Annotated in this window: 22 protein-coding genes; 4 read left to right on the top strand and 18 right to left on the bottom strand. The window is 71.3% G+C overall.

Annotated elements, in window-relative coordinates:
• Positions 1-66: 66 nt before the first annotated feature.
• The 6 genes from FVP77_RS00965 to FVP77_RS00940 all read right to left on the bottom strand — a co-directional run bounded on the left by FVP77_RS00965 (position 67) and on the right by FVP77_RS00940 (position 7,942).
• Positions 67-1,206: a LacI family DNA-binding transcriptional regulator gene (locus tag FVP77_RS00965; RefSeq protein ID WP_147892843.1), complete on the bottom strand. Its 1,140-nt coding sequence runs from the start codon at positions 1,204-1,206 to the stop codon at positions 67-69.
• Entirely contained in the window at positions 1,206-3,089 is a 1,884-nt protein-coding gene (locus tag FVP77_RS00960) for a glycoside hydrolase family 3 protein (protein WP_147894381.1), read from the bottom strand. The genes FVP77_RS00965 and FVP77_RS00960 overlap by 1 nt, the downstream gene beginning before the upstream one ends.
• 29 nt (positions 3,090-3,118) lie before the next feature.
• Entirely contained in the window at positions 3,119-4,015 is an 897-nt protein-coding gene (locus FVP77_RS00955; RefSeq protein WP_147892842.1) for a carbohydrate ABC transporter permease, read from the bottom strand.
• A gap of 13 nt (positions 4,016-4,028) precedes the next feature.
• On the bottom strand, positions 4,029-4,970 hold the full coding sequence (locus FVP77_RS00950; RefSeq protein ID WP_147892841.1) for a carbohydrate ABC transporter permease: 942 nt from the start codon (positions 4,968-4,970) through the stop codon (positions 4,029-4,031).
• Positions 4,971-4,975: 5 nt separating this feature from the next.
• Positions 4,976-6,238, bottom strand: coding sequence for an extracellular solute-binding protein (locus tag FVP77_RS00945; RefSeq protein ID WP_147892840.1), 1,263 nt, complete (start codon positions 6,236-6,238; stop codon positions 4,976-4,978).
• A gap of 225 nt (positions 6,239-6,463) precedes the next feature.
• Positions 6,464-7,942: an XRE family transcriptional regulator gene (locus FVP77_RS00940; protein WP_147892839.1), complete on the bottom strand. Its 1,479-nt coding sequence runs from the start codon at positions 7,940-7,942 to the stop codon at positions 6,464-6,466.
• Between the two features lie 138 nt (positions 7,943-8,080).
• On the opposite strand from FVP77_RS00940, the gene aceA reads away from it, so the two are divergent.
• Positions 8,081-9,397: an isocitrate lyase gene (aceA, locus tag FVP77_RS00935; protein WP_147892838.1), complete on the top strand. Its 1,317-nt coding sequence runs from the start codon at positions 8,081-8,083 to the stop codon at positions 9,395-9,397.
• A gap of 87 nt (positions 9,398-9,484) precedes the next feature.
• Complete coding sequence (gene aceB, locus FVP77_RS00930) at positions 9,485-11,116, top strand: malate synthase A (RefSeq protein ID WP_147892837.1); 1,632 nt, start codon at positions 9,485-9,487, stop codon at positions 11,114-11,116.
• 74 nt (positions 11,117-11,190) lie between these two features.
• On the opposite strand, the gene FVP77_RS00925 is transcribed toward aceB, so the two are convergent.
• From FVP77_RS00925 to FVP77_RS00905, 5 genes are all read right to left on the bottom strand, one after another.
• A complete protein-coding gene (locus FVP77_RS00925) occupies positions 11,191-12,342 on the bottom strand; it encodes a GDSL-type esterase/lipase family protein (protein WP_147892836.1) in 1,152 nt (383 codons plus the stop codon).
• Entirely contained in the window at positions 12,339-12,917 is a 579-nt protein-coding gene (locus FVP77_RS00920) for a TetR-like C-terminal domain-containing protein (RefSeq protein ID WP_147892835.1), read from the bottom strand. Before FVP77_RS00920 ends, FVP77_RS00925 begins: the two co-directional genes overlap by 4 nt.
• 49 nt (positions 12,918-12,966) lie before the next feature.
• Positions 12,967-13,983, bottom strand: coding sequence for a hypothetical protein (locus FVP77_RS00915; protein ID WP_147892834.1), 1,017 nt, complete (start codon positions 13,981-13,983; stop codon positions 12,967-12,969).
• A gap of 77 nt (positions 13,984-14,060) precedes the next feature.
• On the bottom strand, positions 14,061-14,999 hold the full coding sequence (gene glsA / locus FVP77_RS00910) for a glutaminase A (RefSeq protein ID WP_147892833.1): 939 nt from the start codon (positions 14,997-14,999) through the stop codon (positions 14,061-14,063).
• Positions 15,000-15,011: 12 nt separating this feature from the next.
• Complete coding sequence (locus tag FVP77_RS00905; RefSeq protein WP_147892832.1) at positions 15,012-15,833, bottom strand: alpha/beta fold hydrolase; 822 nt, start codon at positions 15,831-15,833, stop codon at positions 15,012-15,014.
• 123 nt (positions 15,834-15,956) lie between these two features.
• On the opposite strand from FVP77_RS00905, the gene FVP77_RS00900 reads away from it, so the two are divergent.
• The gene (locus FVP77_RS00900; RefSeq protein WP_147892831.1) at positions 15,957-17,174 is read left to right on the top strand and encodes a pyridoxal phosphate-dependent aminotransferase; all 1,218 of its coding nucleotides are present in this window, start codon (positions 15,957-15,959) and stop codon (positions 17,172-17,174) included.
• Positions 17,175-17,252: 78 nt separating this feature from the next.
• Here the strand turns inward: FVP77_RS00900 and FVP77_RS00895 are convergent, their stop codons facing one another.
• The 4 genes from FVP77_RS00895 to FVP77_RS00880 are packed head-to-tail and all read right to left on the bottom strand — an operon-like array spanning position 17,253 to position 20,096.
• Complete coding sequence (locus tag FVP77_RS00895) at positions 17,253-18,389, bottom strand: UDP-N-acetylmuramate dehydrogenase (RefSeq protein ID WP_147892830.1); 1,137 nt, start codon at positions 18,387-18,389, stop codon at positions 17,253-17,255.
• 2 nt (positions 18,390-18,391) lie between these two features.
• Positions 18,392-18,796, bottom strand: a complete 405-nt coding sequence (locus FVP77_RS00890) for a MaoC/PaaZ C-terminal domain-containing protein (protein WP_147892829.1) — start codon at positions 18,794-18,796, stop codon at positions 18,392-18,394.
• Complete coding sequence (locus FVP77_RS00885; RefSeq protein WP_147892828.1) at positions 18,793-19,242, bottom strand: FAS1-like dehydratase domain-containing protein; 450 nt, start codon at positions 19,240-19,242, stop codon at positions 18,793-18,795. Before FVP77_RS00885 ends, FVP77_RS00890 begins: the two co-directional genes overlap by 4 nt.
• Before the next feature lie 56 nt (positions 19,243-19,298).
• The gene (locus tag FVP77_RS00880) at positions 19,299-20,096 is read right to left on the bottom strand and encodes a sulfite exporter TauE/SafE family protein (protein ID WP_147892827.1); all 798 of its coding nucleotides are present in this window, start codon (positions 20,094-20,096) and stop codon (positions 19,299-19,301) included.
• A 328-nt stretch (positions 20,097-20,424) separates the two neighbouring features.
• Between FVP77_RS00880 and FVP77_RS00875 the strand changes: the two genes are divergently transcribed.
• On the top strand, positions 20,425-21,060 hold the full coding sequence (locus tag FVP77_RS00875) for an NADPH-dependent F420 reductase (RefSeq protein ID WP_147892826.1): 636 nt from the start codon (positions 20,425-20,427) through the stop codon (positions 21,058-21,060).
• A 10-nt stretch (positions 21,061-21,070) separates the two neighbouring features.
• On the opposite strand, the gene FVP77_RS00870 is transcribed toward FVP77_RS00875, so the two are convergent.
• The 3 genes from FVP77_RS00870 to FVP77_RS00860 all read right to left on the bottom strand — a co-directional run bounded on the left by FVP77_RS00870 (position 21,071) and on the right by FVP77_RS00860 (position 24,623).
• Positions 21,071-22,048 carry an alpha/beta hydrolase gene (locus FVP77_RS00870; protein WP_147892825.1) on the bottom strand — a complete coding sequence of 326 codons (978 nt, stop codon included), beginning with the start codon at positions 22,046-22,048 and terminating at the stop codon, positions 21,071-21,073.
• A 76-nt stretch (positions 22,049-22,124) separates the two neighbouring features.
• Positions 22,125-23,498, bottom strand: coding sequence for an FAD-dependent oxidoreductase (locus FVP77_RS00865; RefSeq protein WP_147892824.1), 1,374 nt, complete (start codon positions 23,496-23,498; stop codon positions 22,125-22,127).
• A gap of 60 nt (positions 23,499-23,558) precedes the next feature.
• A complete protein-coding gene (locus FVP77_RS00860; RefSeq protein WP_147892823.1) occupies positions 23,559-24,623 on the bottom strand; it encodes a polyprenyl synthetase family protein in 1,065 nt (354 codons plus the stop codon).
• Between the last annotated feature and the right edge of the window lie 8 nt (positions 24,624-24,631).

The raw sequence follows: 24,631 nt of genomic DNA, 5'->3' as shown, positions 1-24,631 counted from the left end.
GTCCACGACACCCGGACGACGCCCTCGCGTGTTCCGGGTGTCGTGGACTCTCAGCGGGGGGATGGACTAGCGGCAGCCGCAGGTCGCGCGCACGACCAGACGCGGCGCGAAGACGACGTCGAACGGGCGGCCGTCTGCGGGAGCTGCCCCGGCTGTGCCGGCCAGGATGCGCGCGGCGGCACGGCCCATGGCCTCCATGGGTTGGCGCACGGTGGTCAGCGGGGGGTCGGTGAGGCGGGCGGCGAGCGTGCCGTCGAAGCCGGTCACGATGACGTCGTCGGGCACGCGCAGGCCCTCGGCCGCCAGTGCGTCCATCGTGGCGAAGGCGTGCTGGTCGGTCGCGCACACCAGAGCACGCGGCATCCGCCCCTCGGCGATCATCGCGCGCAACTGCGGCACGAGCTCATCGTCGCCGCGGACGGTCGCGTCGACCGGGTCGAGACGGGAACGGATGCCGCGCGCCTCGGATGCCGCGACGAGGCCCGCGAAGCGTTCGACGGTGTCGGAGGCCTCGGGGCGCCCCACGAAGGCGACGTCGTCGACACCGTGCGCGTCGACGAGGTGGTCGACGAGGTCGCTCATCCCGCGGGCGTTATCGACACGCACCCGGTGGTGCGGATCGTCGGCCGGAGCGACGCTGAAGAGCACGATCGGGATCGTCGGGGCGTACCGGGCCAGGGTCGGTGCGGTCTGGGGCGAGGGGAAGATCGCGAGGCCGTCGACGCGCCCGGCGGTGTCGGCGACCGAGACGTCGCTGCTCGACCCGCTGCTGAGCATCACCGGTCGCCCGAGCGACCAGCACTCGAGCTCGAAGCCGCGCTGCACCTCGTCGACGTACAGCGGGAATGCCCGCGGGTCGGCGAGCACGTCGTCGTCGGTCTCGCCCCACTCGATCACGCTGTCGGTGTCGAGGCGAGGGCTCTGCAACCCCACGAGCGGCCTCGTCTCGGAGAGCGGGTCGGCGCGCTCCAGCAGCAGATCGAACGCGTGGAGGCCGAGCGTGCCGGTGCGGCCGCGCGCGAGCCCGCGCGCCGCCGCACTCGGGGCGTAGCCCAGCCTCCGCGCCGCGTCGAGAACGCGCTGGCGCGTTCCGTCGCTGAGCTTGTCGGGGCGACGGAAGGCGAACGAGACCGAGGCGATGGAGACCTGAGCAGCCTCGGCCACGTCGTACACCGTCGGCCGGCGGCTCGCCTCCCCATCGCTCATCAGCGGGCGTTCTCCTTCAGGTCGAGGGCTCGCGACACCGTCAGATCAAGTCCGAAGTGGACGGGGAAGACGGGGTCACCGGTGTCCGACGGTACATCCTCGCGGGAACGGCGCACGGCATCCATCGACCGGGGGATCTCGATCGGCAGGCGCCCGCGCGGTGGCACACGGCCCGTCAGCCCGTCGATCACCGCGGCCGACGAGCTGCCGTAGTCGGCGACGAGCGCGGCCGCGTGGCCGACGAACGGCGTGAGGATCGCCGGGCGATCGAGGGTGACGACCAGGACGAGCGGGCACGCGGCCGCGATCCGGCGCAGCCGGTAGACGAGGCCGGGCGCGAATTCGAGCGACCCCTGGTGGAACCACGCCTCGAGGAAGAGGTCGTCGCGAGGCTCGGAGGGTGCGGCGATCCGCACGAGTGCCACATCGGCGTCGGTCGGATCGGCCACGACGCGGCCGAGCTCTGCCACGTCGTCGTCGCGGAACCCCTCGACGTACACCGTGGAGACCGGGCGGAGCGGCAGGATCGGCTCGTCGTCGCGCGCCTCGTTGACGAGGATCGTCAGCGATCGGGACTGGGCCTCCTCGCCGCGGGCGCGGAACTCGGGGCTGCCGACGATGCGCTCGGCCTCGTCGACGTCGACGTACGGGTCGTCGAACAGCCCGAGCTGGAACTTCACCCGCAGGATGCGGCGCGCCGACGCATCGACGCGGGCCTCGGTCACGCGCCCCGCGCGCACGAGGTCGACGAGCATCTCGACGCACTCCTCGCCGCCGAACTGGTCGGCACCGGCGTCGAGGATCTTCTCCATGCGCTCGGGCGCCGACAGCTGCTCGACCCCCCACGCGCGCGCCGGCAGCACCTGATCGCCCACGTGGTTGTCATTGACGAGCTCCCAGTCGGTGACCACGACCCCGTCGTAGCCCAGCTCCTCGCGCAGGAGGCCGGTGATGATCTGGCGGTTGTAGCCGAAGCCGACCTCCTCGATCGCCACCCCGTCGCGCTCGAGCCCCACGGGCATGCCGTAGTAGGGCATCATCGCCGCGGTGCCGCGACGGATCGCCTCGCGGAAGGGCTCGAGGTGGTAGTCGAACATGCCGCCGGGGTAGACCTGCTCGCGGCCGTACGGGAAGTGCGCGTCCTCGCCGTCCAGCTGCGGCCCGCCCCCGGGGAAGTGCTTCGTGGTGCATGCCACGCTGTCGGGGCCGAGGCGGTCTCCCTGGAAACCGGCGAGATAGGCCGCGGTGAACTCCGAGACCCGCGCAGCATCCTGCCCGAAGGTCTGCGCCTGCCGCCCCCAGCGCGGCTCGGTGGCCAGGTCGATCTGAGGGTGCAGAGCCGCGCGGATGCCGACGGCGCGGTACTCGCGGCGGGCGATCTCGGCGAACTCGCGGACGGTCTCCACGTCGTCGAGAGCGGCCAGGCCCAGCCCTTCGGGCCACTGCGAGAAGGGGCCGGCCGAGAATGCGACGCCGGTGTTCTCGACGAAGGCGTGACGCGGATCGGTGCTGATCGTCACGGGGACGCCGTGAGGGGTCGTCTCGGCGAGGGCCTGCAGCCGGTTGTTCCACTCCGCCGCCTGCCGCGCGGTGCGGATGGCGTGCACGTTGAAGTGGGTCATGTTCTTGCCGACGACGACCTCCGTCGTCGCCGACTTCGAGATGCGACCCGGCGCCTCGAGCAGCTCGCCCTCGTCGCCGACCTCGATGACGGTCTGGAAGAGCAGACCGCACTTCTCTTCGAGGCTGAGCCGCCCGAGGAGGTCGGCGGTGCGCTCCTCGACGCCCAGGCGCGGGTCTTCGTATGGGTCCATCACACCGTTGCCGTTGAGATCGCGGAAGCGCGTGCCGTCGGGGGCGTGGAGGAAGGAGGCGGGAGTCATCGGGTCCTTTCCGACCGGATCGGGAGTCGTCATTTCAGGCCCGTCGAGGCGATGCCCTGGATGAAGTAGCGCTGGAGGAACACGAACAGCAGGATGATCGGGGCGATCACCAGCACGGAGCCGGCGAGCAGGAGCCCGTAATCGGTCGCGTTCTGCCCGGTCGAGTACAGCGACAGCGCGACGGGCAGGGTGTACATGCCCTCGCTCTGCGCGGCGACCAGCGGCCACAGGAAGTTGTTCCACGACGCCAGGAACGTGAGGATGCCGAGGGTCGCGAGCGGCGGCCCGCACAGCGGCATCACGATGCGGGCGAACACGCGGAACTCCCCCGCGCCGTCGATGCGCGCGGCCTCGAGGAGCGAATCGGGGATGCCGAGCATGAACTGCCGCATGAGGAAGACGCCCAGCGGGGTGGTGACGAACGGCAGGATGAGCGCGGCATAGCTGTTGACCAGTCCGAGCGAGGACACCATGACGAACAGCGGCACGAACGTGACGACGCCCGGAACCATGAGCGTCAGCATGACGACGAGGAACAGCGCGCGCTTCCCGGGGAAGTCCATCTTGGCGAGCGCGTAGCCGACCATCGAGCAGAACACGAGATTGCCGAGCACGGTGAACAGCGCGACCAGCACGCTGTTGCCGAAGAACTGGCCGAAGTCGAGCTCGCCGAACCAGGCGGCGAAGTTGTCCCACGTGAACTCCTGCGGCCACCAGGTGGGCGGGCGCTGCAGGATCTCGCGTTGCGTCTTGACCGAGCCCAGCAGCATCCAGGCGAACGGCACCAACCAGACCAGCAGGCCGACGACCAGCACCGTGTAGGTGAGGACGCGACCCGACATCCCGCGCCGCTGGGGGCGCCGCGGCGGACGAGAGGGTTCTTCGGGCGTGAGTGCGGCGGGGGCTGCCGCAGTGGTGAGAGCCATATCGATCTCCTCGTCAGTCCTTCGAGCGCAGCAGTCGGAACTGCACGAGGCTCAGCAGCGCGATCGCCAGGAACAGGATGTAGCTGGCCGCGGACGCGGCGCCGTACTCGCCGAAGCCGAACTGCTTGAACGTGTAGTAGGCCACCGAGAGGGTGGAGTTGAGCGGGCCGCCCTGCGTCATCACGAACGCTTCCTCGAAGAACTGCAGGAACCCGACGGAGATGAGCACCGCGCCCAGCAGCAGCGTCGGACGCAGCAGCGGCAGGGTGATGGAGGTCAGGCGCCGCCACGCGGAGGCGCCGTCCATGAGCGCGGCCTCCTTCACATCGGTGGGGATCGCCTGGAGGCCGGCGAGGAAGATCACCATGAGCGTTCCGACGTTGCGCCACACCGCCATCGCGATGAGCGACGGGAGGGCCCACGTGGTGTCGTTGAGCCAGTCGGGACCCTGGATGCCGACGATTGCCAGGGCCGAGTTGAGCAGCCCCTCGGGCTGGAGGATGTAGCGCCAGACCACCGAGACCGCGACGATGCTCGTCACGACCGGGGCGTAGAAACCGACACGCAGCACCGAGACGACGCGACCGCGGCCGGAGTTCAGCGCGAGCGCCAGGGCGAGGGCCAGCGCCATCGTCACGGGGATGCCGACGATCACGAAGGTGCCGGTGACGGTGAGTGAGGTGAGGAACACCGGGTCGCCGAGCACGGCCGCGTACTGCTCGAGCCCGACGAAGTTCACGGAGAAGGGCGAGCGGATGTCGGCGGCGCGGAAGTCGGTGAACGACATCGCGAACGACCCGACGATCGGCACGACCATGAAGAGCGCGAAGACGATGACGAAGGGCAGGGCGAAGCCCCACGCGATCCATCCCTGACGGCGCCGACGGCTCACGCCGCCGCGCACCGGGGTGCGACCGGACCGGAGCCCGGTCGCACCCGCGAGTGCCTGGGTCATGATCGTCAGTCCAGTCCGAGGGAGTCGGCGGTGGACTGCAGCTCTTTCAGACCGTCGGCCGGGCTCAGCTGGCCCAGGCGGATCTTCTCGAGCATCGCGTCGCCGGCGGCGGCGACCTGCACCCAGGTGGTGGTCGCCGGAACCGACTTGGCCGTCTCGAGCTGCGTGCCGAAGGCGGAGAGCGTCGCCGACCCGCCGAGCGCGTCGTCGTCCCACGCGGCCTGCACCGACGGGAGGTCGCCGGTCGCCTCGTACCACTTCACCTGCGTCTCGGGCTCGGTGAGCCACTGCGCGAGCTTCCAGGCGCTCGCGGCGTTGTCGGAGTTTTCGAACACGGCGAGGTTCGCGCCGCCGCTGAACGACGTCGAGGACTCCTGGGTGGGGAGGACGGCGGTGCTGAACTTCTCGGAGAAGCCCTCGCCGCCCAGCTCCTCGAGCTGACCGATGAGGAAGGGGCCGTCGATGAGCATCGGGGTCGCGCCGGAGATGAAGTCGGCCTCCTGGGCGCCTGCCGAGCGGTCGGCGGCCGGGTTCGAGACGCCGTCGGTGAAGTAGCTCTGGTAGTACTCGTACGCCTCGACCGCCTCGGGGCTGTCGAGCGTCCACTCCGAGCCGTTCTCGAGCTCGACGCCGTTGGACCACGGCATCCAGAGGGTTCCCTGGAAAGAGTCGTTTCCGGCCGGGAAGCGGAGGCCGTACTCGGCGCCGCCCTTGGACTGCATGTCGGAGGCCATCTGCTTCAGCTCGTCCCACGTTGTGGGAGCCGTGGTCCATCCGGCCTGGGCGGCGATGTCGGTGCGGTAGTAGAGCACGCGGGTGTCGACGTACCAGGGCACGCCGGTGGCCCGGTCGCCGATCATCGTCGAGTCGACCGCTCCCGGGAAGACGCCGTCGGTGTCGAGGTCGGTCGGGACCGTCTGGAACGCGCCTTCGAAGTCGGCCATCCACGTCGAGCCGACCATCGCGATGTCGGGGGTGTTGCCGCCGGCGATCGCCGTCTGGAACTTGCTGTACGCCGCGTCCCACGGGATCGCGGTGACCTCGACGTCGACGCCCGGGTTGGCCTCCTCGAACTCCGAGACGAAGTCGGGCAGGGCTTCGCCCTCCGCACCCATGGCCCACATCGTGATGGTGCCGGTGGCCTCGGCGTCACCGATGGTGGATGCGTCGGCGGGGCCGGCTGCTTCGTCGGCGCTGCGACCGCACCCGGTGAGGGCGAGGGCTGCGGCGGCGATGAGGGCGACCGCGCTCAGTCGTGGGTGTTTCATCATGTTCCTCCTCGAACGTGCGCGCCCCGGTGGGGCCCGTGCTTCGTCGTCGAATCGTTTATGCGCTTAAACAGCGCGATCAACAGAGTAGGTCGCGGCGGCGGCGAGCGCAACCGGCACCGGCCCCACTCGCCGGCGACGACGGTTCGGGGCGCGATGTGCCGCTCGGGGCGCGGGATATCGTGCCCCGAGCCGAGAAGGACGCCCCGAACCGGCGGCGGGCGATCAGCGCGGGGCGTGGGCCTCGAGGAACTCGTACACGTCGGTCGCGTCGACGCCGGGGAACGCCCCGGTCGGCAGGGTGGCGAGCAGCGTGCGGGGCGTCCGCACGTTCGGCCACGAGTTCTCCCGCCACGCGGCCTCCAGCTCGGCGGGAGCCCGACGGCAGCACACATCGACCGAGTGCTTCGACACCCCGCGATGGGGCGTGTCGCGTCCGAGGAACCACTTGGTGTCGTCGAACCGCACGCCCACGCTCACGGAGTGCTCTCCCTCGCTGGATGCTTCGACCCGGGCCGTGCACCAGTACGTGCCGTTGCCCGTGTCCGTGTACTGGTAGTACGGGTTGAACCTGTCGTCGACGTCGAAGACCACGCGACTCGTCCAGCGCCGGCAGCACATCTGCCCCTCGATCGCCCCGAGTCGATCGGCGGGGAAGTTCACGTCGTCGTTCTCGTAGGCCTTCGTGATGGTGCCCGACTCGTGCACCTTCAGGAAGTGCACCGCGATGCCGAGGTGCGTCGTGGCGAGGTTGGTGAAACGGTGCGCCGCCGTCTCGTACGACACCGAGTAGGCATCGCGGAGGTCTTCGATGCTGATGGCGCGCGCCTCCTTCGCGTCGCGGAGGAACGGCACGGCGTGGGACTGCGGAATCAGCAGGGCTCCGGTGAGGTAGTTCGTCTCGACGCGCTGGCGCAGGAACTCCGCGTAGCTCGTCGGCTCGCTGTGCCCGAGGATCCGGCTCGACAGCGCCTGCAGCACGGCGGTGCGCGGGTCGCCCTTCGCCGTGAGGCCGCTCGAGAGGTACAGGCGTCCGTGGGCGATGTCGGCGACGCTGCGGGTGGTCTGCGGGAGATCGGGCACGTAGTGCAGTGTGAACCCGAGGTGCCCGGCGATGTCGTTCGCCGTGCGCTGCGTCAGAGGACCGCCGGGGTGGTCGACGGCGTTCAGGATCTCCTCGGCCCGGCGCTCCAGCTCGGGGAAGTAGTTGTCCTGCGTGCGCATCAGGCGGCGCAGCGCCACGTTGGCCCGCCGCGCCTCCTCGGGGGTGGCCGCGCGCTCGTCGCGCAGGCGGTCGATCTCGCCCTGCAGCGCGAGCATCGCCCGCAGCACCTCGTCGGGCACGGTCTTGCCCACGCGGAACGGCTCGATGCCGAGCGCGGTGAAGGTCTGCCCGCGCATCGCGCGCTCCACGGCGATCTCGAGCGTGGAGCGCTCGTCGAGGGTCTCCGACGCGAGGATCGCGTCGAGCGTGGTTCCGAGCGCTCGGGCGATCGACTGCAGCAGGGTGAGCTTGGGCTCGCGCCGCCCGTTCTCGATGACCGACAGCTGGCTCGGCGCGCGACCGACCGCGGCAGCGAGCTCGTCGAGGGTCATCCCCCGCTCGGAGCGGAGCTGACGGATACGGCGACCGATGGTGAGTGCGTCCACTCCTCCATCGTCGGGAGGATCGGATGCTGCGGGGAGGCGAACGACGTCGTCCATCCGGGGATTCTGTCACGAAAACAGAATTCTCGGGATTCTTCTGCCGAGATCCCTCCGCAGAAGCCGTCACTCTTCACGGATCGTGGAGGAAGAACCGGCGATGCACCGCAGCATCCGCCCCACCCCGAGGAGACGACGATGACGATCCAGGCCACGCCCGGCAGGGCGCCCCTCCGCCCCGGCGACCAGACCCAGACCGCGGCCGAGCTGCGCGAGTTGTGGGACACCGATCCCCGCTGGGACGGGGTCGAACGCACCTACTCCGCCGACGACGTGGTGCGCATCCGCGGAAGCGTGCGCGAGGAGAACACCCTCGCCCGCCGGGGCGCGGAGAACCTCTGGAACCTCCTGCACACCGAGGAGTACGTCCGCGCCCTCGGCGCCTACACGGGCGGCCAGGCCGTGCAGCAGGTGCGGGCGGGCCTGAAGGCCATCTACCTCTCGGGGTGGCAGGTCGCCGCCGACGGCAACCTGTCGGGGCAGACCTACCCCGACCAGAGCCTGTACCCCGCCAACTCGGTGCCCGCGGTCGTGCGGCGCATCAACAACGCGCTGATCCGGCAGGACCAGATCGAGCACGCCGAGGGCAGGACCTCCGCCGACTGGCTCGCACCGATCGTCGCCGACGCGGAGGCGGGCTTCGGCGGGCCCCTCAACGCCTACGAGCTGGCGCAGTCCCTCATCGAGGCCGGGGCCGCCGGTATCCACTGGGAGGACCAGCTCGCGAGCGAGAAGAAGTGCGGGCACCTCGGCGGCAAGGTGCTGGTGCCCACGCGTCAGCACATCCGCACCCTCAACGCCGCGCGCCTGGCCGCGGACGTCGCAGGCGTGCCGACGGTCATCATCGCCCGCACCGACGCGCTGGCCGCCGATCTCCTCACCAGCGACGTCGACGAGCGCGACCGGGAGTTCACCACCGGCGAGCGCACCAGCGAGGGCTTCTACCGCGTGCGGCCCGGTCTCGACTCCGTGATCAGCCGAGGGCTCGCCTTCGCGCCCTACGCCGATCTGCTCTGGGTCGAGACCGGCGAACCCGACATCGAGCTGGCCCGCGCGTTCGCCGCGGCGGTCCATGCACGGTTCCCGGGCAAGCTCCTCGCCTACAACTGCTCGCCGAGCTTCAACTGGAAACGCCACCTCGACGACGCGCAGATCGCCTCGTTCCAGGCCGAGCTCGCCGAGCTCGGCTACAAGTTCCAGTTCATCACCCTGGCCGGGTTCCACGCCGTGAACCACGCGATGTTCGACCTCGCCAAGGGATACGCCGAGCGCGCCATGAGCGCGTACGTCGAACTGCAGGAGGCGGAGTTCGCCTCCGAAGCGCGCGGCTACACCGCGACCAGGCATCAGCGCGAGGTCGGAACGGGCTACTTCGACGCCGTCTCGACCGCACTCAACCCCGACAGCGCCACCCTCGCGCTGGCGGGCTCGACCGAAGCATCCCAGTTCCACTGAACACCCGTCGAGAGTCCACGACACCCGGACGACGCCTCGCCCGCTCCCGGGTGTCTTGGACTCTCACCTCACAGACAGGACACGACCATGACCCTTCTCACCGAACCCCCACCCGCCCTCGAGATCGCCGGTCCCCTCGGCGACCGCTACGACGAGATCCTCACGCCCGAGGCGATCGCCTTCGTCTCGGCGCTGCACGCCCGGTTCGGCGGCCGGCGCCTCGACCGGCTCGCCGACCGTCTCCGTCGCCACTTCCAGATCGGCATCGGGCACGACCCGAGCTTCCGCGACGACACCGCCTACATCCGGGCGGACACCACGTGGCGGGTCGCGGGTGCGGGCCCGGGACTCGAAGACCGCCGGGTGGAGATCACCGGCCCCACCGATCCGAAGATGGCGATCAACGCGCTGAACTCCGGCGCCCGGGTCTGGCTCGCCGACCAGGAGGACGCGACCTCGCCGACCTGGAAGAACGTCGTCGAGGGGCAGCTGACGCTCCGCGACGCGATCCGCGGGCAGCTGCGGTTCACCAGCGCGGAGGGCAGGAACTACGCGGTGACGGCCGAGCGCACGCCGACGATCGTCATGCGCCCGCGCGGCTGGCACCTGCCCGAGAAGCACCTGCGGTTCACCGACCGCGAGGGGCGCGAGCTCGCCGCATCCGGCTCGCTCGTCGACTTCGGGCTCTACTTCTTCCACAACGCGCAGGCCCTCATCGACTCCGGCCGGGGGCCCTACTTCTACCTCGCGAAGCTCGAGTCGGCGGAGGAGGCTCGGCTGTGGGACGACGTGTTCTCGTTCAGCGAGCACTCGCTCGGCATCGCGCACGGCACGATCCGCGCGACCGTTCTGATCGAGACGCTGCCCGCCGCCTTCGAGATGGAGGAGATCCTCTACGCCCTCCGCGACCACTGCGCGGGGCTGAACGCGGGTCGGTGGGACTACATCTTCTCGATCATCAAGAACTACCGGGGTCGCGGAGCACGGTTCGTCCTCCCCGACCGCAGCGACGTGACCATGACCGTGCCGTTCATGCGCGCCTACACCGAACTGCTCGTGACGACCTGTCACCGCCGCGGGGCCTACGCGATCGGCGGCATGAGCGCCTTCATCCCGAACCGCCGCGACCCCGGGGTGACCGCCCGCGCCTTCGAGAAGGTGGCGGCCGACAAGAAGCGCGAGGCCGGCGACGGCTTCGACGGCACGTGGGTCGCGCACCCCGACCTCATCCCCGTGGCGCGCGCCGAATTCGACGCGGTGCTCGGCGATCGGCCGAACCAGATCGGTCGGCGCAGCGCCCCGGCGACGGTCGACCGGGCGCGCGAGGAGGCGACGGCGAAGCGCCTGCTCGACGTGCACATCGGACTGCCGATCACGGCGGCGGGGGTGCGCGGCAACGTCGCCGTGGCCATCCGCTACCTCGAGGCATGGCTGCGGGGCCAGGGAGCCGTCGCGATCGACAATCTGATGGAGGATGCGGCGACCGCCGAGATCTCGCGCTCGCAGGTGTGGCAGTGGATCCACCAGGACCGCACGACCGACGAGGGCACCCCGATCACGCGGGACTACGTCGAGGCGCTCATCGCCGCCGAGCTCGCCGGGGCGTCACGCTCCCCCGGCGACCGTTTCGACGACGCCGCCGAGCTCTTCCGCGAGGTCGCTCTGCGCGAGGAGTTCCCCGCGTTCCTGACGGTGCCCGCCTACGCGAAATACCTGTAGCGGGCGGTCGGCCGACTCCTGAGAGTCCGAGACACCCGGATGCTGCGCCCGCGCGCTCCGGGTGTTTCGGGCTCTCAGCGACCGAACGGAGCGTCGACCCCGAAAGCGCGCTCGACGAAGCGCCGGGCGATGAGGGCGTGCGCCTCGGTGTCGGGATGCAGCGCGTCGGGGAGCGGCAGCGCCTCCGCGTCGGCCGCGCCGTAGAGATCGAGACCGTCGAGGTAGTGCAGGCGCGGGTCGTCGGATCGCGTCTCGACGACCGCGCGCAGAGCGTCGCGGATCACCTCGAGCGTCAGACTCCCCCGCGCGACGTCGGCCGGCGAGCCGGTGGCGACGAATCGCACCCGGCCCGTCGTGAAGCTCGCCGGGTCGAACGCGCCGGGCCCGGGGGTGGACTCGTGGATTCCGCAGAAGATCGGCGAGACCACGAGCAGGGGCGTATCGGGATGGCCCTCGCGGATCGTGTCGAGGAATCCGTGCACCGCGGGCACGAAGGTGCGCAGGCGGAATCCGTCGATGTTGACGACGTTGATGCCGAGCTTGACGCTGATCAGGTCGGCCGGCGCGTCGCGGATCACCCGCGCGAGGAACGGATCCACCTGGGCGCTGCCGCCCAGCCCGAGGTTGCGCAGCTCGACGTCGCCGGCGGCCCGGGCCGCGGCCACGGGCCAGATCTCGGTCGGCGCGACGGCGTTGGAGCCCTGGCTGATCGAACTGCCGTGGTGCACCCACCGTCGCCGGCGATCGGTGCGCGGCGCGATCGGCGCATCGGTGCGGAGATCGACGAGGTCGAGCGCCTCGTTGTGGGGGAGCCAGACCTCGACGACCTTCGACCCCTCCCCCAGGCCGTCGACCCGCGTCGTGTGGGCCTCGCCCCGGTGCGCGGTCGAGCCGCCGGTCTGCAGGTCGACCTCGACGCTGTCGCCGCCGGCCAGCTCGTCGCGTCGTCGCAGGACACCGTCGACCACGACGTCGATGCGCCCCCGGGGCCGATCGATGCCCCGGTAGGCGACGCGCGACGGGTGGGTGACGAGCTCGATCACCGTCGCCGTGGTCTCGAACGACAGGCACACCCCGGAGGGCTGGACCTCCATGGAGAGCAGCTGCGGGTCGGGGAACCGCCGCCCCACCCACGCGGGCAGGCGGTGCGGGGTGACGCCCCGATCGACGGTCTCGAGCTCGGCCGCCCCGCGCACGAGGTCGGGGGTGAACGGTGTGGAGATCATGGGGCGCTTCTTTCGGGCCAGGAGTCGAGGGCGCGGTCGAGGGCATCGACGGCCGCCGCCCACGAGGCGTCTTCGGAATCGGGGCGGTGCGCGAAAGCCTCGGCGCGGGTGAGGGTGAGGAATCCGTTGATCGTCGCGCCCACCAGCCGAGCGGCGTGGACGAGGTCGTCGTCGGGGACGCGGAAGCCTCGCACGACGGCGAGGAGCAGCCCGGCGACCCGAGCCGCCTCGGGCGACCCGGCGACGGCCGACGAGGCGGGTCGCTGCAGCGCCGCCCACGCTCCGGGCCGGGTGTTCGCGTAATCGCGGTGCGCGTCGGCGAGGCCGCGGAGGGCATCGCGGCCCGAACGGCCGGCCACCGCCGCGCCCGTCCGCTCCCCCACCTCATCGAGCGCGAGGATCTGCACTCCGTCGAGAAGCGGGGCGAGCCCCGCGACATGTTCGTAGAGGCTGGCGGGCTTGACCCCGAGCCGACGGGCGACGGCCGAGATCGTGACGGCGGCGAGACCGTCGCTGTCGGCGAGCGCAGCGGCATCGGCGACCACCGACGCGGTCGAGAGATGGGCTCGGGGCATGCACTGAACCTACACCCTTAAGGCCTTTGCCTACAAGCTATAGGTAAAGTCACCGAGGCGACACGAGCGAGATCAGCACGTCGGATGCTGCGAGGGTACGGAACGCAGGATCGACCACCCGGCGGCAGCCGTCCAGCTCGACCGTGAACCCCTCGGCCCCGCTGCGCGCTCCGAGCGGCTGCGCGACGACGAACCGCGACGCGACCTCCGGGCAGTGGGCGCTCGCCTCGGCAGCCCCCGAGACCTCGGCGAGCGCGGCCGCCGCCTCCGCCGCATCCAGATGGAGAACGCCCGCGAAGATCCCCTCGTCACCGACCATGCGCACGCCGCCCTCGGTCGTATCGGAGGCGTAGACGCACGCGCGCAGCCCCCCGACGTCCGCCGCCGCGGGGAGGACCGCGGAGTCGTCGGGGATCGTCGCAACGCTCTCGCCGCTTCCCCCGTCGGCCGGCTGAGACCGCAGGGTCTCGGCGCCGGAGGTCAGGATATTCAGCACGGTGACGCTCGCACGCGTCTCGCAGCCGGCGGCGACGGCCTCGGGGGTCGACAGTAGGGACAGGGGCGTGAAGACCTCGTCGGCGAGGGCGAGTCGCGCGAACTGCTCGTCGACGGCGTCGAGCTTCGGCTGGCTGCACCCGGTCGACGGGTACGACAGGCGGACGAACCGGCCGGCGGCGTCCTCGGCCCACAGGTCCGGTGCGGCGACCATGTTCGCCGCGCAGGCCCCGAACCACCGCGGGTCGCTCGGCGCGCCGATCGCCGACAGGAACGGCGCGAGGTCTCCCTCGAAACGCTCGACGAGGGTTCCCGACCAGACCGCGCCGCCGTCGAGCTCGCGTGTCGCGAACGGGCCGCAGCGGTAGACCGCGACGGGAGCGAATCCGTCGGGCACGGTGCCCGCCGCCGGCGCCTCGGCCTCGCCCAGGGGGTCGGCGCAGACCATCTCGTCGACGATGGTCGCCTCGCCGCGGGGCTCGGGAAGGACGCCCGGCGCTCCCCCGCATCCGCTCAGCAGCAGCATCCCCGCGACGGCGCAGACCGAAGCGATGACCGATCCTCGACGCATCAGCGCACCCCCTCGTTCCACGCTAAACGCGGCCCGGGAGGCCCGGCGCAACGGACCGGTAACGATGCGCGGGAGGATCAGGCGTGGGCGGGAACCCCGAAGACGTGCAGCCCGAGGTCGGCCGACAGCCGTTCGCTGACGACGCGGCCCCGCACACTGGTGCCCTGCTCATCCAGCGGCGGGCTGACGACCGCTGCCCCCAGCAGACCGGGCGCCGACAGCACGATCGCCCCCGACACACTCGACTTCGCGGGCACCCCGACGCTGCGCATCCACCGCCCCGAGCCGTCGTAGACCCCGCACGTGGCCATCACCGACACCACGTCGCGAGCGACCCGAGCGGACACGACCCTCTCGCCCGTCACGGGGTTCACCCCGCCCAGGGCGAGGGTCGCGCCCATGACCGCGAGCGTCTGCGCGTCGACGAGCACCGCGCAGGCCCGGGCGTAGACGGCGACCGCGTCGTCGGCGCCGACCTCGAGGGTGCCTTCGGCTCGCATGAGGTGCGCCAGGGCGTGGTTGCGGTCGCCCAGCAGGTGCTCGCAGCGCGCGACCTCGTCGTCGATCTCGAGATCGCGACCGGCGAAGGCCGAGAGGCCGCGGACGATCCGCTCGGTGCGGGCGTCGGGGTCGTCGCCGTCGACCAGGGCCGCCGTCAGGAGCGCGCCGGCATTGACCATCGGGTTCGGCGGGCGCCCGGTGTGACTCTCGAGCTTGATCGCGTCGAACGCCTCACCGGTCGGCTCGATGCCGATGCGGTCGAGCGCCTCGCCGTCGGTGTCGAGCAGCGCGAGCGCGAAGAGGAAGGGCTTCACCGCCGACTGCACGCTGAACGCGACATCGGCCTGCGAGCTCGCGCGCACCGTGCCGTCGGCGAGGACGACCGCGATGCCGCACAGGTCGGGGGAGGCCTCGGCGAGCTGCGGGATGCTCTCGTCGACCGCTCCCCCCGTCTCGGGCAGGACGCGCTCGCGGAGCGCCTCGAGGTCGTAGGTGCGGGGGTCGGCGGGGCTCATCCCCCCAGCCTCTCAGGGTCTCGGGATGCGGCGGGCCACCCGCTCGAGCGCCTCGGGCAGACGCTCCAGGATCGAGACGTGCCCGGCATCGGCGACCGCTCGGAGCTCGGCGCCCGGCACCGCGGCGGCGATCGCATCCGCGTGGTGCGGCGGGATGACGCGATCGGCGCCGCCCTGGTAGATCAGCGCGGGGACGACGACGTCGGACAGAGCGAACCCCCACGGACGGGTGAAGGCGAGGTCGTCGTCGATGAGACCCCACGGTCCGTCCCGCTCGGCGAGCCCCGCATCGCGGCCCATGCTCCCCCACGGCCCCTCGAGGGCGGCGTAGTCCGCGTCGACGAACTGGGCCGGGTCGAACTCGTCGGTCTCGGCGAAGAGCGCCCGGGCATCCTCGCCCCGCGCCGCCGCACGCAGCGCGCCCGGTGCCTGCATCCCCTGGAACCACCCGTCGTCATCGACGAACGGGGCAGGTGAGGCGAATGTCACCACGGCGACGACCCTCCCGGGCATCGCCGCAGCGCACGCGAGGGCGTGCGGGCCGCCGCCCGAGGCACCCACGCTGACCACGCGCTCCACGCCACGCGACGCGAGCACCCGCGCGATCCCGGTGGCGACGTCCGTGCAGGTGCGGCCCGGGGCGCGCGAAGAACCGCCGTAGCCCGGCCGCGCGATCGAGACGACTCCCCACCCGCGAGCGCGGGCCGCATCGAGCACGGGCGGCAGCACCGCTCCGGTCTGCGGCGATCCGTGGTGCCAGAGCAGAACCGCGCTCCCGTCACCGGGCACCTCGTGCACGACGAGTCCGTCGACGTTCGTCACCGTCGCATCCATCCGCCCAGGCTCGCACCGCGGGCCCCACGCGGCAAGACCGGCTCATCCGGAGCGCGGTCGTCGGCGATGCCGAGTTCGGCCGAGCCCGAGAAACCGCACGGGCCGCACGGATAAGCTCGGGGCGTGACGACCAGCGCCCCCTCCCCCCGCACGCCCGCCCTGTCGAACAAGCTGAGCTCGATCGCCGAGTCGGCGACGCTCAAGGTCGACGCCAAAGCGAAGTCGCTCCAGGCCGCAGGCCGCGACGTCATCTCGTACGCCGCGGGCGAGCCCGACTTCCAGACCCCGTCGTTCATCGTGGATGCCGCGGCCCACGCGCTCTCCGACCCTGCGAACTACCGGTACACCCCCGCGGCCGGACTCCCGGTGCTGCGCGAGGCGATCGCGGCGAAGACCCTGCGCGACTCCGGCTGGGAGGTCGCGCCCTCGCAGGTGATCGTCACCAACGGCGGCAAGCAGGCCGTCTACCAGGCCTTCCAGACCGTGGTGAACCCCGGCGACGAGGTGCTGCTGCCCGCACCGTACTGGACGACCTACCCCGAGGCCATCGCGCTCGCCGACGGCGTCCCCGTCGAGGTGTTCGCCGGTGCCGACCAGGACTACAAGGTCACCGTCGAGCAGCTCGAGGCCGCACGCACCGACCGCACGACCGTGCTCGTCTTCGTTTCGCCCTCGAACCCGACCGGCGCGGTCTACACGCCCGAGGAGACCAGGGCCATCGGCGAGTGGGCTCTCGAGCACGGCCTGTGGGTCGTCAGCGACGAGATCTACCAGAACCTGGTCTACGACGGTGCTCGCGCGGTGTCGATCGTCGAGGCCGTCCCGGCCCTCGCCGCGCAGACGATCCTCGTCAACGGCGTCGCGAAGACGTACGCCATGACCGGATGGCGCGTGGGTTGGATGGTCGGCCCCGCCGACGCGATGAAGCTCGCCGCCAACCTGCAGTCGCACCTGTCGTCGAACGTCAACAACGTCGCCCAGCGCGCCGCCCTCGCCGCCCTCACCGGCCCGCAGGACGAGGCGGAGGAGTTCCGCCTCGCGTTCGACCGCCGCCGCCGGCTCATCGTCGAGGAGCTCTCGAAGATCGACGGCGTCACGGTTCCGAACCCCCTGGGCGCCTTCTACGTCTACCCCGACGTCACCGGCCTCCTCGGACGCGAATGGGCCGGGAAGACCCCGACCACGACCCTCGAGCTCGCCGACCTCATCCTCGACGAGGCCGAGGTCGCCGTCGTCCCCGGCGAGGCCTTCGGGCCCAGCGGTTACCTGCGCCTGTCCTACGCGCTGGGCGACGCCCAGCTGCTCGAAGGCGTCCGTCGCCTGCAGCGCCTGTTCGCGTAGCATCCGACGACGCGTCATCGGATGCGCGACCGGTGACGTCGCGATCCCCGAGCCCGTCGGACGGCCCGTGGGCGTCGTCTAGAGGTCGACGCCGACGAGCACCGGTTCGGGCTGCAGCAGCAGGCCGAACTCGGCCTGCACCCGCTGCTGGGTGAAGCGCGCCAGCTGAGCGATCTCGCCGGCGCTCGCGCCGCCCCGATTGGTGACGGCGAGGGTGTGCTTCGTCGAGAGCCCGGCCCGCGACCGCGGCAGCGAGAACCCCTTGCCGAGCCCCGCGTGCTCGATCAGCCACGCCGCGCTCACCTTCACCTCGGTCGCGACCGTGATCGGCGGTGGCACGACGCCGTCGAAGGCGGCCAGGGGGATCACCGTCACCGGGTCGACGTAGGGGGCGAGCGGCCAGCGCGGGCACTCCGCGGGAAGCGTGCGGGCGAACGCCTCCGAGACGATCGCGTTCTGGAAGAACGACCCGGCGCTCCACGTGTCGGGATCGGTGTCGTCGAGCACCATGCCCTTGCGCGCGCGCGTCGCGAGCACGTGATCGCGGATCCACGAGAGCGAGACGGATGCGTCGGGCTCGAGCCCGAGCGCCGCTCTCAGCTGGTCGCCCGCCACCGGGATCTCCCCCGCGCCGACGACGGCGAGTTCGAGGGTGATCGACAGCACGACAGCCGGACGCTCCGGCACCGAGCCGTAGTGGTGCTTCAGCACCGACGTGCGGAAGCCGAGACCGAGGTCGTCCGCGGCGACCACCGAGACGTCACCGGTGGCTTCGTCGATCAGTTCGACCTCGACGAGGGTCTGCACGATCTCCTGCCCGTAGGCGCCGACGTTCTGCACGGGCGCGGCACCGGCGGTGCCGGGGATGCCCGACATCGCCTCGATGCCGGCGAGACCGTGCGCCACGGTGTACGCGACCAGGGCGTCCCAGTCGTGGCCGGCCTGCACGCGCAGCCGCATCGTTCCGGGGCGCGAACCGGGGAGGGGTTCGATACCCGTCGTGCGCACCCGCACGACGGTGCCCTCGAACGGCTCGTCCCCGACGAACAGGTTCGACCCGCCCCCGATCACCAGCCACGGTTCGCCCGCCGCCCAGAGTTCGCGCAGCTCGGTGACGAGTTCGTCGGTCGTGCCGGCCTCGAACATGCGGGCGGGCGCAGCGCCCGTGCGCAGCGTGGTCAGACGGGCGAGCGCGACCGGTTCGATCTCGGGCATGGTCAGGCCCGGCGCACCCGCACCTGGGCCTTGCCCAGGACGGTGGTCGCCGCGGCGGTGACCGTGAGATCGATACGGGCGGTGTCGTCGTCGATCGCGCCGATCTTCGCCGAGACGTGCACGTCGGCGCCCGTCTCGGGGTCGACCAGCACCGGGCGGGTGAAGCGCACCCCGTACTCGAGGACGCGCGCCGGGTCGCCGAGCCACTGCTCGACGGTTCCGATCGCGATCCCCATGGTGAGCATGCCGTGGGCGAGCACGCCCGGGAGCCCGACGGCCACGGCGACGTCGTCGCGGTAGTGGATGGGGTTGAAGTCTCCCGAGGCCCCCGCGTACCGCACCAGCGACTCGCGGGTCAGGTGCACGGAGCGCTCGGCGATCACGTCGCCGACGATGAGTTCGGTCATGCCGCCCCCTCCCCCACGAGCAGCACGCTCGTGGCCGTGACGACGTGGGCACCGGTCGCGTCGACGATCTCGGCGTCGCTGGTGACCATCGCGTTCCCGCCGAGCGTGCGGATGCCGCCGACGGTCAGGGTCGCGGTCAGCTCGTCGCCCGCGACGATCGGCCGGGTGTAGCGGAAGCGCTGCTCGGCGTGGACGAGGCGCGAGAGCTCGATGCCCGATCCGGGCTCGGCGAGCAGCTGCTGGAGCGTGATGTCCTGCACGACCATCGCGAAGGTCGGCGGCGCGACGACGTCGGCGTAGCCCAGGTCCCGGGCGGCGTCGACATCGCTGTGCTGGGGGGCCTCGGCGAAGACGGCGCGCGCGAACTCGCGCACCTTCTCTCGCCCGACCAGGTAGGGAGGGGTCGGCGGGAAGACACGGCCGACCAGATCGGGATTCACGGGCACCCGACCATCCTACCGAGCCCGGTCCGCACTCCCCGGGCCGTGGGACCCCCGCGACGTCAGCGCTGGTGGCGTCCGCGGATCGCCTTCATCGCCATCTGCACGGAGATGAAGACCAGGAACGCCGCGAACAGCACGTTGCCGACGAACGGGTCGACGAGCGTGGCGATCCACGCGCCCAGAGCCGTGGTCGTGCACGCGGCGATACCGATCATGGCGGCGGCGCGCAGGTCGACGTTCTTGCGGCGGAGGTTGCCGACGGTTCCCGAGATGGCCGTGGGGATCATCATGAGCAGCGATGTGCCCTTGGCGATGAGGTCGCTCGTGCCGAAGAGCAGCATCAGCGCCGGGACGACGATGATGCCGCCCCCGACGCCGAGGAGCCCCGCCAGGATGCCGGTGATCACACCGAGCACCGCGAGCCCGGTTCCACTGAGCCAGGTGAGCTCGAGCTCGGCGTCGCGCGAGGGGATGATGAAGAACAGGCTCGCGATGACGACCACGAGGAACGCCACGAACGCCCACCGCAGGGCCGTCTGCGACACCTTCGGCAGCAGCCAGGTGCCGATCTGCGCGCCGATCACGGCACCGACCGCGAGGATGATCGCGGGGATCCACGCCACCGAGCCGTGGACCGCGTAGGAGATCACTCCCACCGATGCGGTCGGCACGATGGCGGCGAGCGACGTGCCCGCGGCGAGACGCTGGTCGAAGCGGAGGATCAGCACGAGCAGCGGCACGATGACCGTTCCGCCGCCGACCCCGAACAGCCCCGAGAGCAGGCCCGCTAGCAGGCCCACCCCGATGCACGTGATCACGAACCGGGTGCCGCGCCGCGGCTCAGTGGAAGAGGTCATGCGTCTCGCTTCGATCGCGGCCCCGGGCTGGGCCGCGTCCACACTACCGCCGTGTTTCGGCGGTCGAGAACGCCGGGCGCCCGGGAAGAATACGACCCCCGGCGGGAAAGCCTCTCCGCCGGGGGTCGTCATCCCCGCGCGGCCAGAAGATCGGTGACCCGAACACCGACCGATGAGCCGTTGAATCGCGGGGGTGGAGCACTCACGAAGCTAGCGCTGGCAGACGACCGCTCCGAGGCCATTGACGCCGCATCCGCACGACTGCTATGCGACCTCACCGGGCCCGTGGCGCCGGGAATACGAGGTCGGGAGACGTGTTGTCCCGAAGATGACACAGGTAGGAATCATCGGCGCAGGACACATCGGATCGACCCTGGCACGCGGGTTCGTCGAGCGCGGCTACGACGTGAAGATCGCGAACTCCCGCGGCCCCGAGACCCTCGCGGACCTCGTCTCCGAACTCGGCGACCGCGCCACCGCCGGCACGGCGGAAGAAGCGGCTGCGTTCGGCGACGTCGTCGTGGTGACGGTGCCGCTCAAGGCGCTCGATCAGGTCCCGGTCGAGCCGCTCGCCGGCAAGATCGTGCTCGACACGAACAACTACTACTGGGAGCGCGACGGCCGCATCCCCGCGCTCGAGGAGAAGCAGACGACGACCTCGCAGATGCTGCAGGAGCACCTCCCCACCTCGAAGGTCGCGAAGGCGTTCAACCACATCATGAGCGGCACGATCCTCACCGACGGAACCGCCGCGGGCACCCCGGGTCGCCGAGCGCTCGCCACGGCGAGCGATCACACCGAAGCATCCGACCTCGTCGCCTCGATCTACGACGAGTTCGGCTTCGACACGGTGAACATCGGGCCGCTGTCGGAGAGCTGGCGCGTCGAGCGCGACCAGCCCGCATACGTCGTCCCGCAGAACCGCGAGGAGCTCGAGGCGAACCTCGCCCGCGCCACCCGCTGAGCGCGGGCCCTCACCGCTCGAGCACGCTGCGCGCGAATCTCTCCAGTTCGGCGTAGGCGCGCTCGCGCGGTCGGGGCCGCGAGAGGAACACGTCGTGCAGGGCGCCGTCGATGCGTGCGATCGTCACGGTCTCGGCGATGCGCGTGGCCCGGCGGGCGATGTCGTCGACCACGAGCACGGAGTCGACCTCGGTCATCTCGGGATTCCACGACGCCGCCAGGATCGATCGCGCCGACAGCAGCACGAGGGCGGGAGCGCCGACGTCGACCCCCAGTGCGACGCGGCGGTGGCCCTCGAGGATCGCGGCCAGCCACGCCGGATGCGTCGGGAACCCCTGGGGCGGACGCCACCCCTCCGGGGAGTCCGGCAGCGAGCCCACCTCGCGCTGCGCCCGGGTGTAGAACCCGAGGTCGACCACCGGGTGAGAGCCGTACGGGTCGAAACGCGCCCGGGCGTTCACGATCGGCGTGAGCGCCTGTCGGCCCACCGCGCCGACCTGGAACTCCAGCCACGGGCTGTTGAGGATGACGGCGTCCGCGACCCCCGGGTGCCGCGCGGCCCAGAGCGTCAGCACGAGTCCGCCCGTCGAATGGCCGAGCACGACGAGCTTGCGGCGGCGCGCCGCATCCCGCCCCATCGCCTCCAGCGCCGCGGCGATGTCGACGTCGTAGTCCTCGAGCGAACGCATGTCGCCCGCGACCTGCCCCGGTCGCAGGCTCCGCCCGTAGCCGCGCAGGTCGAGCGCGTGGAAGCGGGCGCCCCGCTCGGTCCAGAAGCGGGCGAGCTCGGTCTGGAAGAAGTAGTCCGACCAGCCGTGCACGTAGAGCACGTCGACGTCGCGCAGCGCCCCGCCCAGCCGGGCGAAGGGGTGCGGGATGCTGCGCACGAGCGTCGCGACGAGCTCGGCGCCGTCATCGTCGGCCCCGAGCGGCAGCGTCAGCCGCTCGAAACCCGCCCCGAGGATGTCGGGCGCCCACGCCTCGCTCATGCGCCCAGCCTAGAGCGAGGGTCGGGAGTGCTCGACGCGGCAGATCGTGTTCAGACGGGAGGCGCGGTGCGCGGGACTACTCGCCGCGCGAGACCCGCACCATCTCGTCGCGGGGGACGACCTTGATGCGCGCGCGCTCGTGCGGGGCGCCGAGGGCGATCTCGTGCTCGTCGAGGCGGTGCCAGCCGTCGAGGTCGGTCCAGCGCACGCCCCGCTCGGCGAGGAGGGCGACGACCGACTCCTCCGAGGGGTCTTCGGGCTGCCACCACTGGCCTGCGTCGTTGACGAGGTGACGCACGGTCTCCATCGCGTCGGACTTGGTGTGGCCGATGAGGCCGACCGGCCCGCGCTTGATCCAGCCCGTCGCGTAGACGCCGGGGACGGGCTCGTTCGAGTCGGGGTGCAGCACCTGGCCCTCCCGGTTCGGGATCACGCCGTGGCGCTCGTCGAACGGCACACCCGGCAGCGGCGAACCGAAGTAGCCGACCGCGCGGTACAGCGCCTGGATCGGCACCTCGCGCAGCTCGCCGGTGCCCTCGACGCCGCCCTCGGCGTTCGGCCGCGTGCGCTCGTACACGAACGACGAGACCCGGCCGTCAGCATCCGTCTTCAGCTCGACCGGCTTCGCCCAGAAGTGCAGGTGCAGGCGCCGCGAGGCTTCGCCGCCGGCGTTGTTCGCACCGGGACGCTTGCGCCACGACTGCAGCACGCGGTCGATGACCATGACCTGCTTGTTGCTCGCGATCGCGGCCTTCGACGCCTCGTCGTAGTCGAAGTCCTCGTCGTAGACGACCATGTCGACGTCGCGCAGCTCGCCGAGCTCGCGCAGCTCCAGCGGGGTGAACTTCACCTGCGCCGGTCCGCGCCGACCGAAGACGTGGACGTCGGTGACGGGCGAGGCCTTCAGCCCCTCGTAGACGTTCTCGGGGATCTCGGTGGGGAGGAGGTCGTCGGCGTGCTTGGCGAGCATGCGCGTGATGTCGAGCGCGACGTTGCCGTTGCCGATGACGGCGACGGATGCGGCGTCCAGCGGCCATTCGCGCGGCACATCCGGGTGTCCGTCGAACCAGCTGACGAAGTCGGCGGCCCCGTAGGACCCTTCGGCGTCGATGCCGGGGATCTCCAGGGCGGTGTCGCGGATCGCGCCCGTGGAGAAGATGACGGCGTTGTAGTGCTTCTTCAGATCGTCGAGGGTGATGTCCTCGCCGAAGCGCACGTTGCCGAACAGGCGGATGTCGCCGCTGTCGAGCACCTCGCGCAGCGCCGTGATGATGCCCTTGATGCGCGGGTGGTCGGGGGCGACGCCGTAGCGCACGAGACCGTACGGCGCGGGGAGCTGCTCGAAGAGGTCGATCGACACGTCGAACGCGCGCTCGGTCTTCAGGAGGATGTCGGCTGCGTAGATGCCGGCGGGGCCGGCGCCCACGATGGCGAGCCTGAGCTTCGTCATGGGAATCCCTCGTTCTGGGTGCGGGTCGGCGGCCCCGAGGCTGAGGATCCGCCGACGGGGTCAGCTGGAGCGGTCGGCGACGGCCTGCGCGAAGCGCGTCAACGCCTCGCGCACGGCTCCGTCGGGGACGGGTTCGAGCGCGTCGATGGCGTCCTGCGACCACTGGTGGGCCAGACGCAGCGTGTCGCGCGTGGCGTCGTGGTCGCGGAGCTGGGCGAGAGGACCGTCGAGGAGCGCCGGATCGGCACCCTCGGCGATGCGGGAGACGCCGTCGTCGATCGTGCCGCGGAGCGCCCGCGACGCGGCATCGGTGCGCTCGCCGAGCAGCAGGTACGGCATCGTCGGCACGCCTGCGCGCAGGTCGGTGCCGGGCACCTTGCCGGTCTCGTCGGGGTCGGCCGAGAGATCGATCACGTCGTCGAGCAGCTGGAAGGCGACACCGGCCTTCTCGCCGAAGGTGCGCATCGCGGCTTCGAGCCCGACGGGCCCGTGCGAGAAGATGACTCCGGCCTCGGCGGCGGTGGCGATGAGCGAGCCGGTCTTGTCGCCGAGCACGTCGAGGTAGAACGCGACGGGGTCGTCGCCCTCGCCCGGGCCGACCGTCTCGTGCATCTGGCCGAGCACCAGGCGTTCGAAGGTGTCGGCCTGCAGGCGGATGGCGCGCTCGCCCTGCCGGGCCATGATCTGGCTCGCGCGGGAGAAGAGGAGGTCGCCGGTGAGGATGGCGATGTTGTTGCCCCACACGGTCTGCGCGCTGGGCACGCCCCGACGGACGTCCGCGCCGTCCATGACGTCGTCGTGATAGAGCGAACCGAGGTGCGTCATCTCGAGAGCGACGGCGGCCTCGACCACGTCGTCGGTGACCCCGTCGCCGAGCTGGGCGGTGAGGATCGTGAGCATGGGGCGGATGCGCTTGCCGCCCGCCTCGTAGAGGTAGCGGCTGGTCGCGTCGGCGAGGGTGTCGGCGATGCTCAGCTCGTGGGCGAGGCTCGTCTCGACGCGCGCGAGACCCTCTTCGACCGTCGACAACAACCGGCGGGAGCGCGCGCCCGCGAAGATGCGGTCGGCGAGCCCCAGCTTGCCCGCGATGAGTCGGGAGCCCGCGGCAGAAGGTCTCGGGGTCACCGTGTCAG

Origin of the sequence: Microbacterium hatanonis (genome assembly GCF_008017415.1) — a bacterium.
In the GTDB taxonomy this organism is placed as follows: domain Bacteria; phylum Actinomycetota; class Actinomycetes; order Actinomycetales; family Microbacteriaceae; genus Microbacterium; species Microbacterium hatanonis.
Note: the sequence above shows the minus strand (reverse complement) of the source record. Positions and strands in the feature narration are given on the sequence as shown.

Coding starts and splice junctions, on each gene's coding strand:
- FVP77_RS00965 (WP_147892843.1), bottom strand. CDS start 1,206: ATGAGCGATGGGGAGGCGAGCCGCCGGCCGACGGTGTACGACGTGGCC.
- FVP77_RS00960 (WP_147894381.1), bottom strand. CDS start 3,089: ATGACTCCCGCCTCCTTCCTCCACGCCCCCGACGGCACGCGCTTCCGC.
- FVP77_RS00955 (WP_147892842.1), bottom strand. CDS start 4,015: ATGGCTCTCACCACTGCGGCAGCCCCCGCCGCACTCACGCCCGAAGAA.
- FVP77_RS00950 (WP_147892841.1), bottom strand. CDS start 4,970: ATGACCCAGGCACTCGCGGGTGCGACCGGGCTCCGGTCCGGTCGCACC.
- FVP77_RS00945 (WP_147892840.1), bottom strand. CDS start 6,238: ATGAAACACCCACGACTGAGCGCGGTCGCCCTCATCGCCGCCGCAGCC.
- FVP77_RS00940 (WP_147892839.1), bottom strand. CDS start 7,942: ATGGACGACGTCGTTCGCCTCCCCGCAGCATCCGATCCTCCCGACGAT.
- aceA (WP_147892838.1), top strand. CDS start 8,081: ATGACGATCCAGGCCACGCCCGGCAGGGCGCCCCTCCGCCCCGGCGAC.
- aceB (WP_147892837.1), top strand. CDS start 9,485: ATGACCCTTCTCACCGAACCCCCACCCGCCCTCGAGATCGCCGGTCCC.
- FVP77_RS00925 (WP_147892836.1), bottom strand. CDS start 12,342: ATGATCTCCACACCGTTCACCCCCGACCTCGTGCGCGGGGCGGCCGAG.
- FVP77_RS00920 (WP_147892835.1), bottom strand. CDS start 12,917: ATGCCCCGAGCCCATCTCTCGACCGCGTCGGTGGTCGCCGATGCCGCT.
- FVP77_RS00915 (WP_147892834.1), bottom strand. CDS start 13,983: ATGCGTCGAGGATCGGTCATCGCTTCGGTCTGCGCCGTCGCGGGGATG.
- glsA (WP_147892833.1), bottom strand. CDS start 14,999: ATGAGCCCCGCCGACCCCCGCACCTACGACCTCGAGGCGCTCCGCGAG.
- FVP77_RS00905 (WP_147892832.1), bottom strand. CDS start 15,833: ATGGATGCGACGGTGACGAACGTCGACGGACTCGTCGTGCACGAGGTG.
- FVP77_RS00895 (WP_147892830.1), bottom strand. CDS start 18,389: ATGCCCGAGATCGAACCGGTCGCGCTCGCCCGTCTGACCACGCTGCGC.
- FVP77_RS00890 (WP_147892829.1), bottom strand. CDS start 18,796: ATGACCGAACTCATCGTCGGCGACGTGATCGCCGAGCGCTCCGTGCAC.
- FVP77_RS00880 (WP_147892827.1), bottom strand. CDS start 20,096: ATGACCTCTTCCACTGAGCCGCGGCGCGGCACCCGGTTCGTGATCACG.
- FVP77_RS00875 (WP_147892826.1), top strand. CDS start 20,425: ATGACACAGGTAGGAATCATCGGCGCAGGACACATCGGATCGACCCTG.
- FVP77_RS00870 (WP_147892825.1), bottom strand. CDS start 22,048: ATGAGCGAGGCGTGGGCGCCCGACATCCTCGGGGCGGGTTTCGAGCGG.
- FVP77_RS00865 (WP_147892824.1), bottom strand. CDS start 23,498: ATGACGAAGCTCAGGCTCGCCATCGTGGGCGCCGGCCCCGCCGGCATC.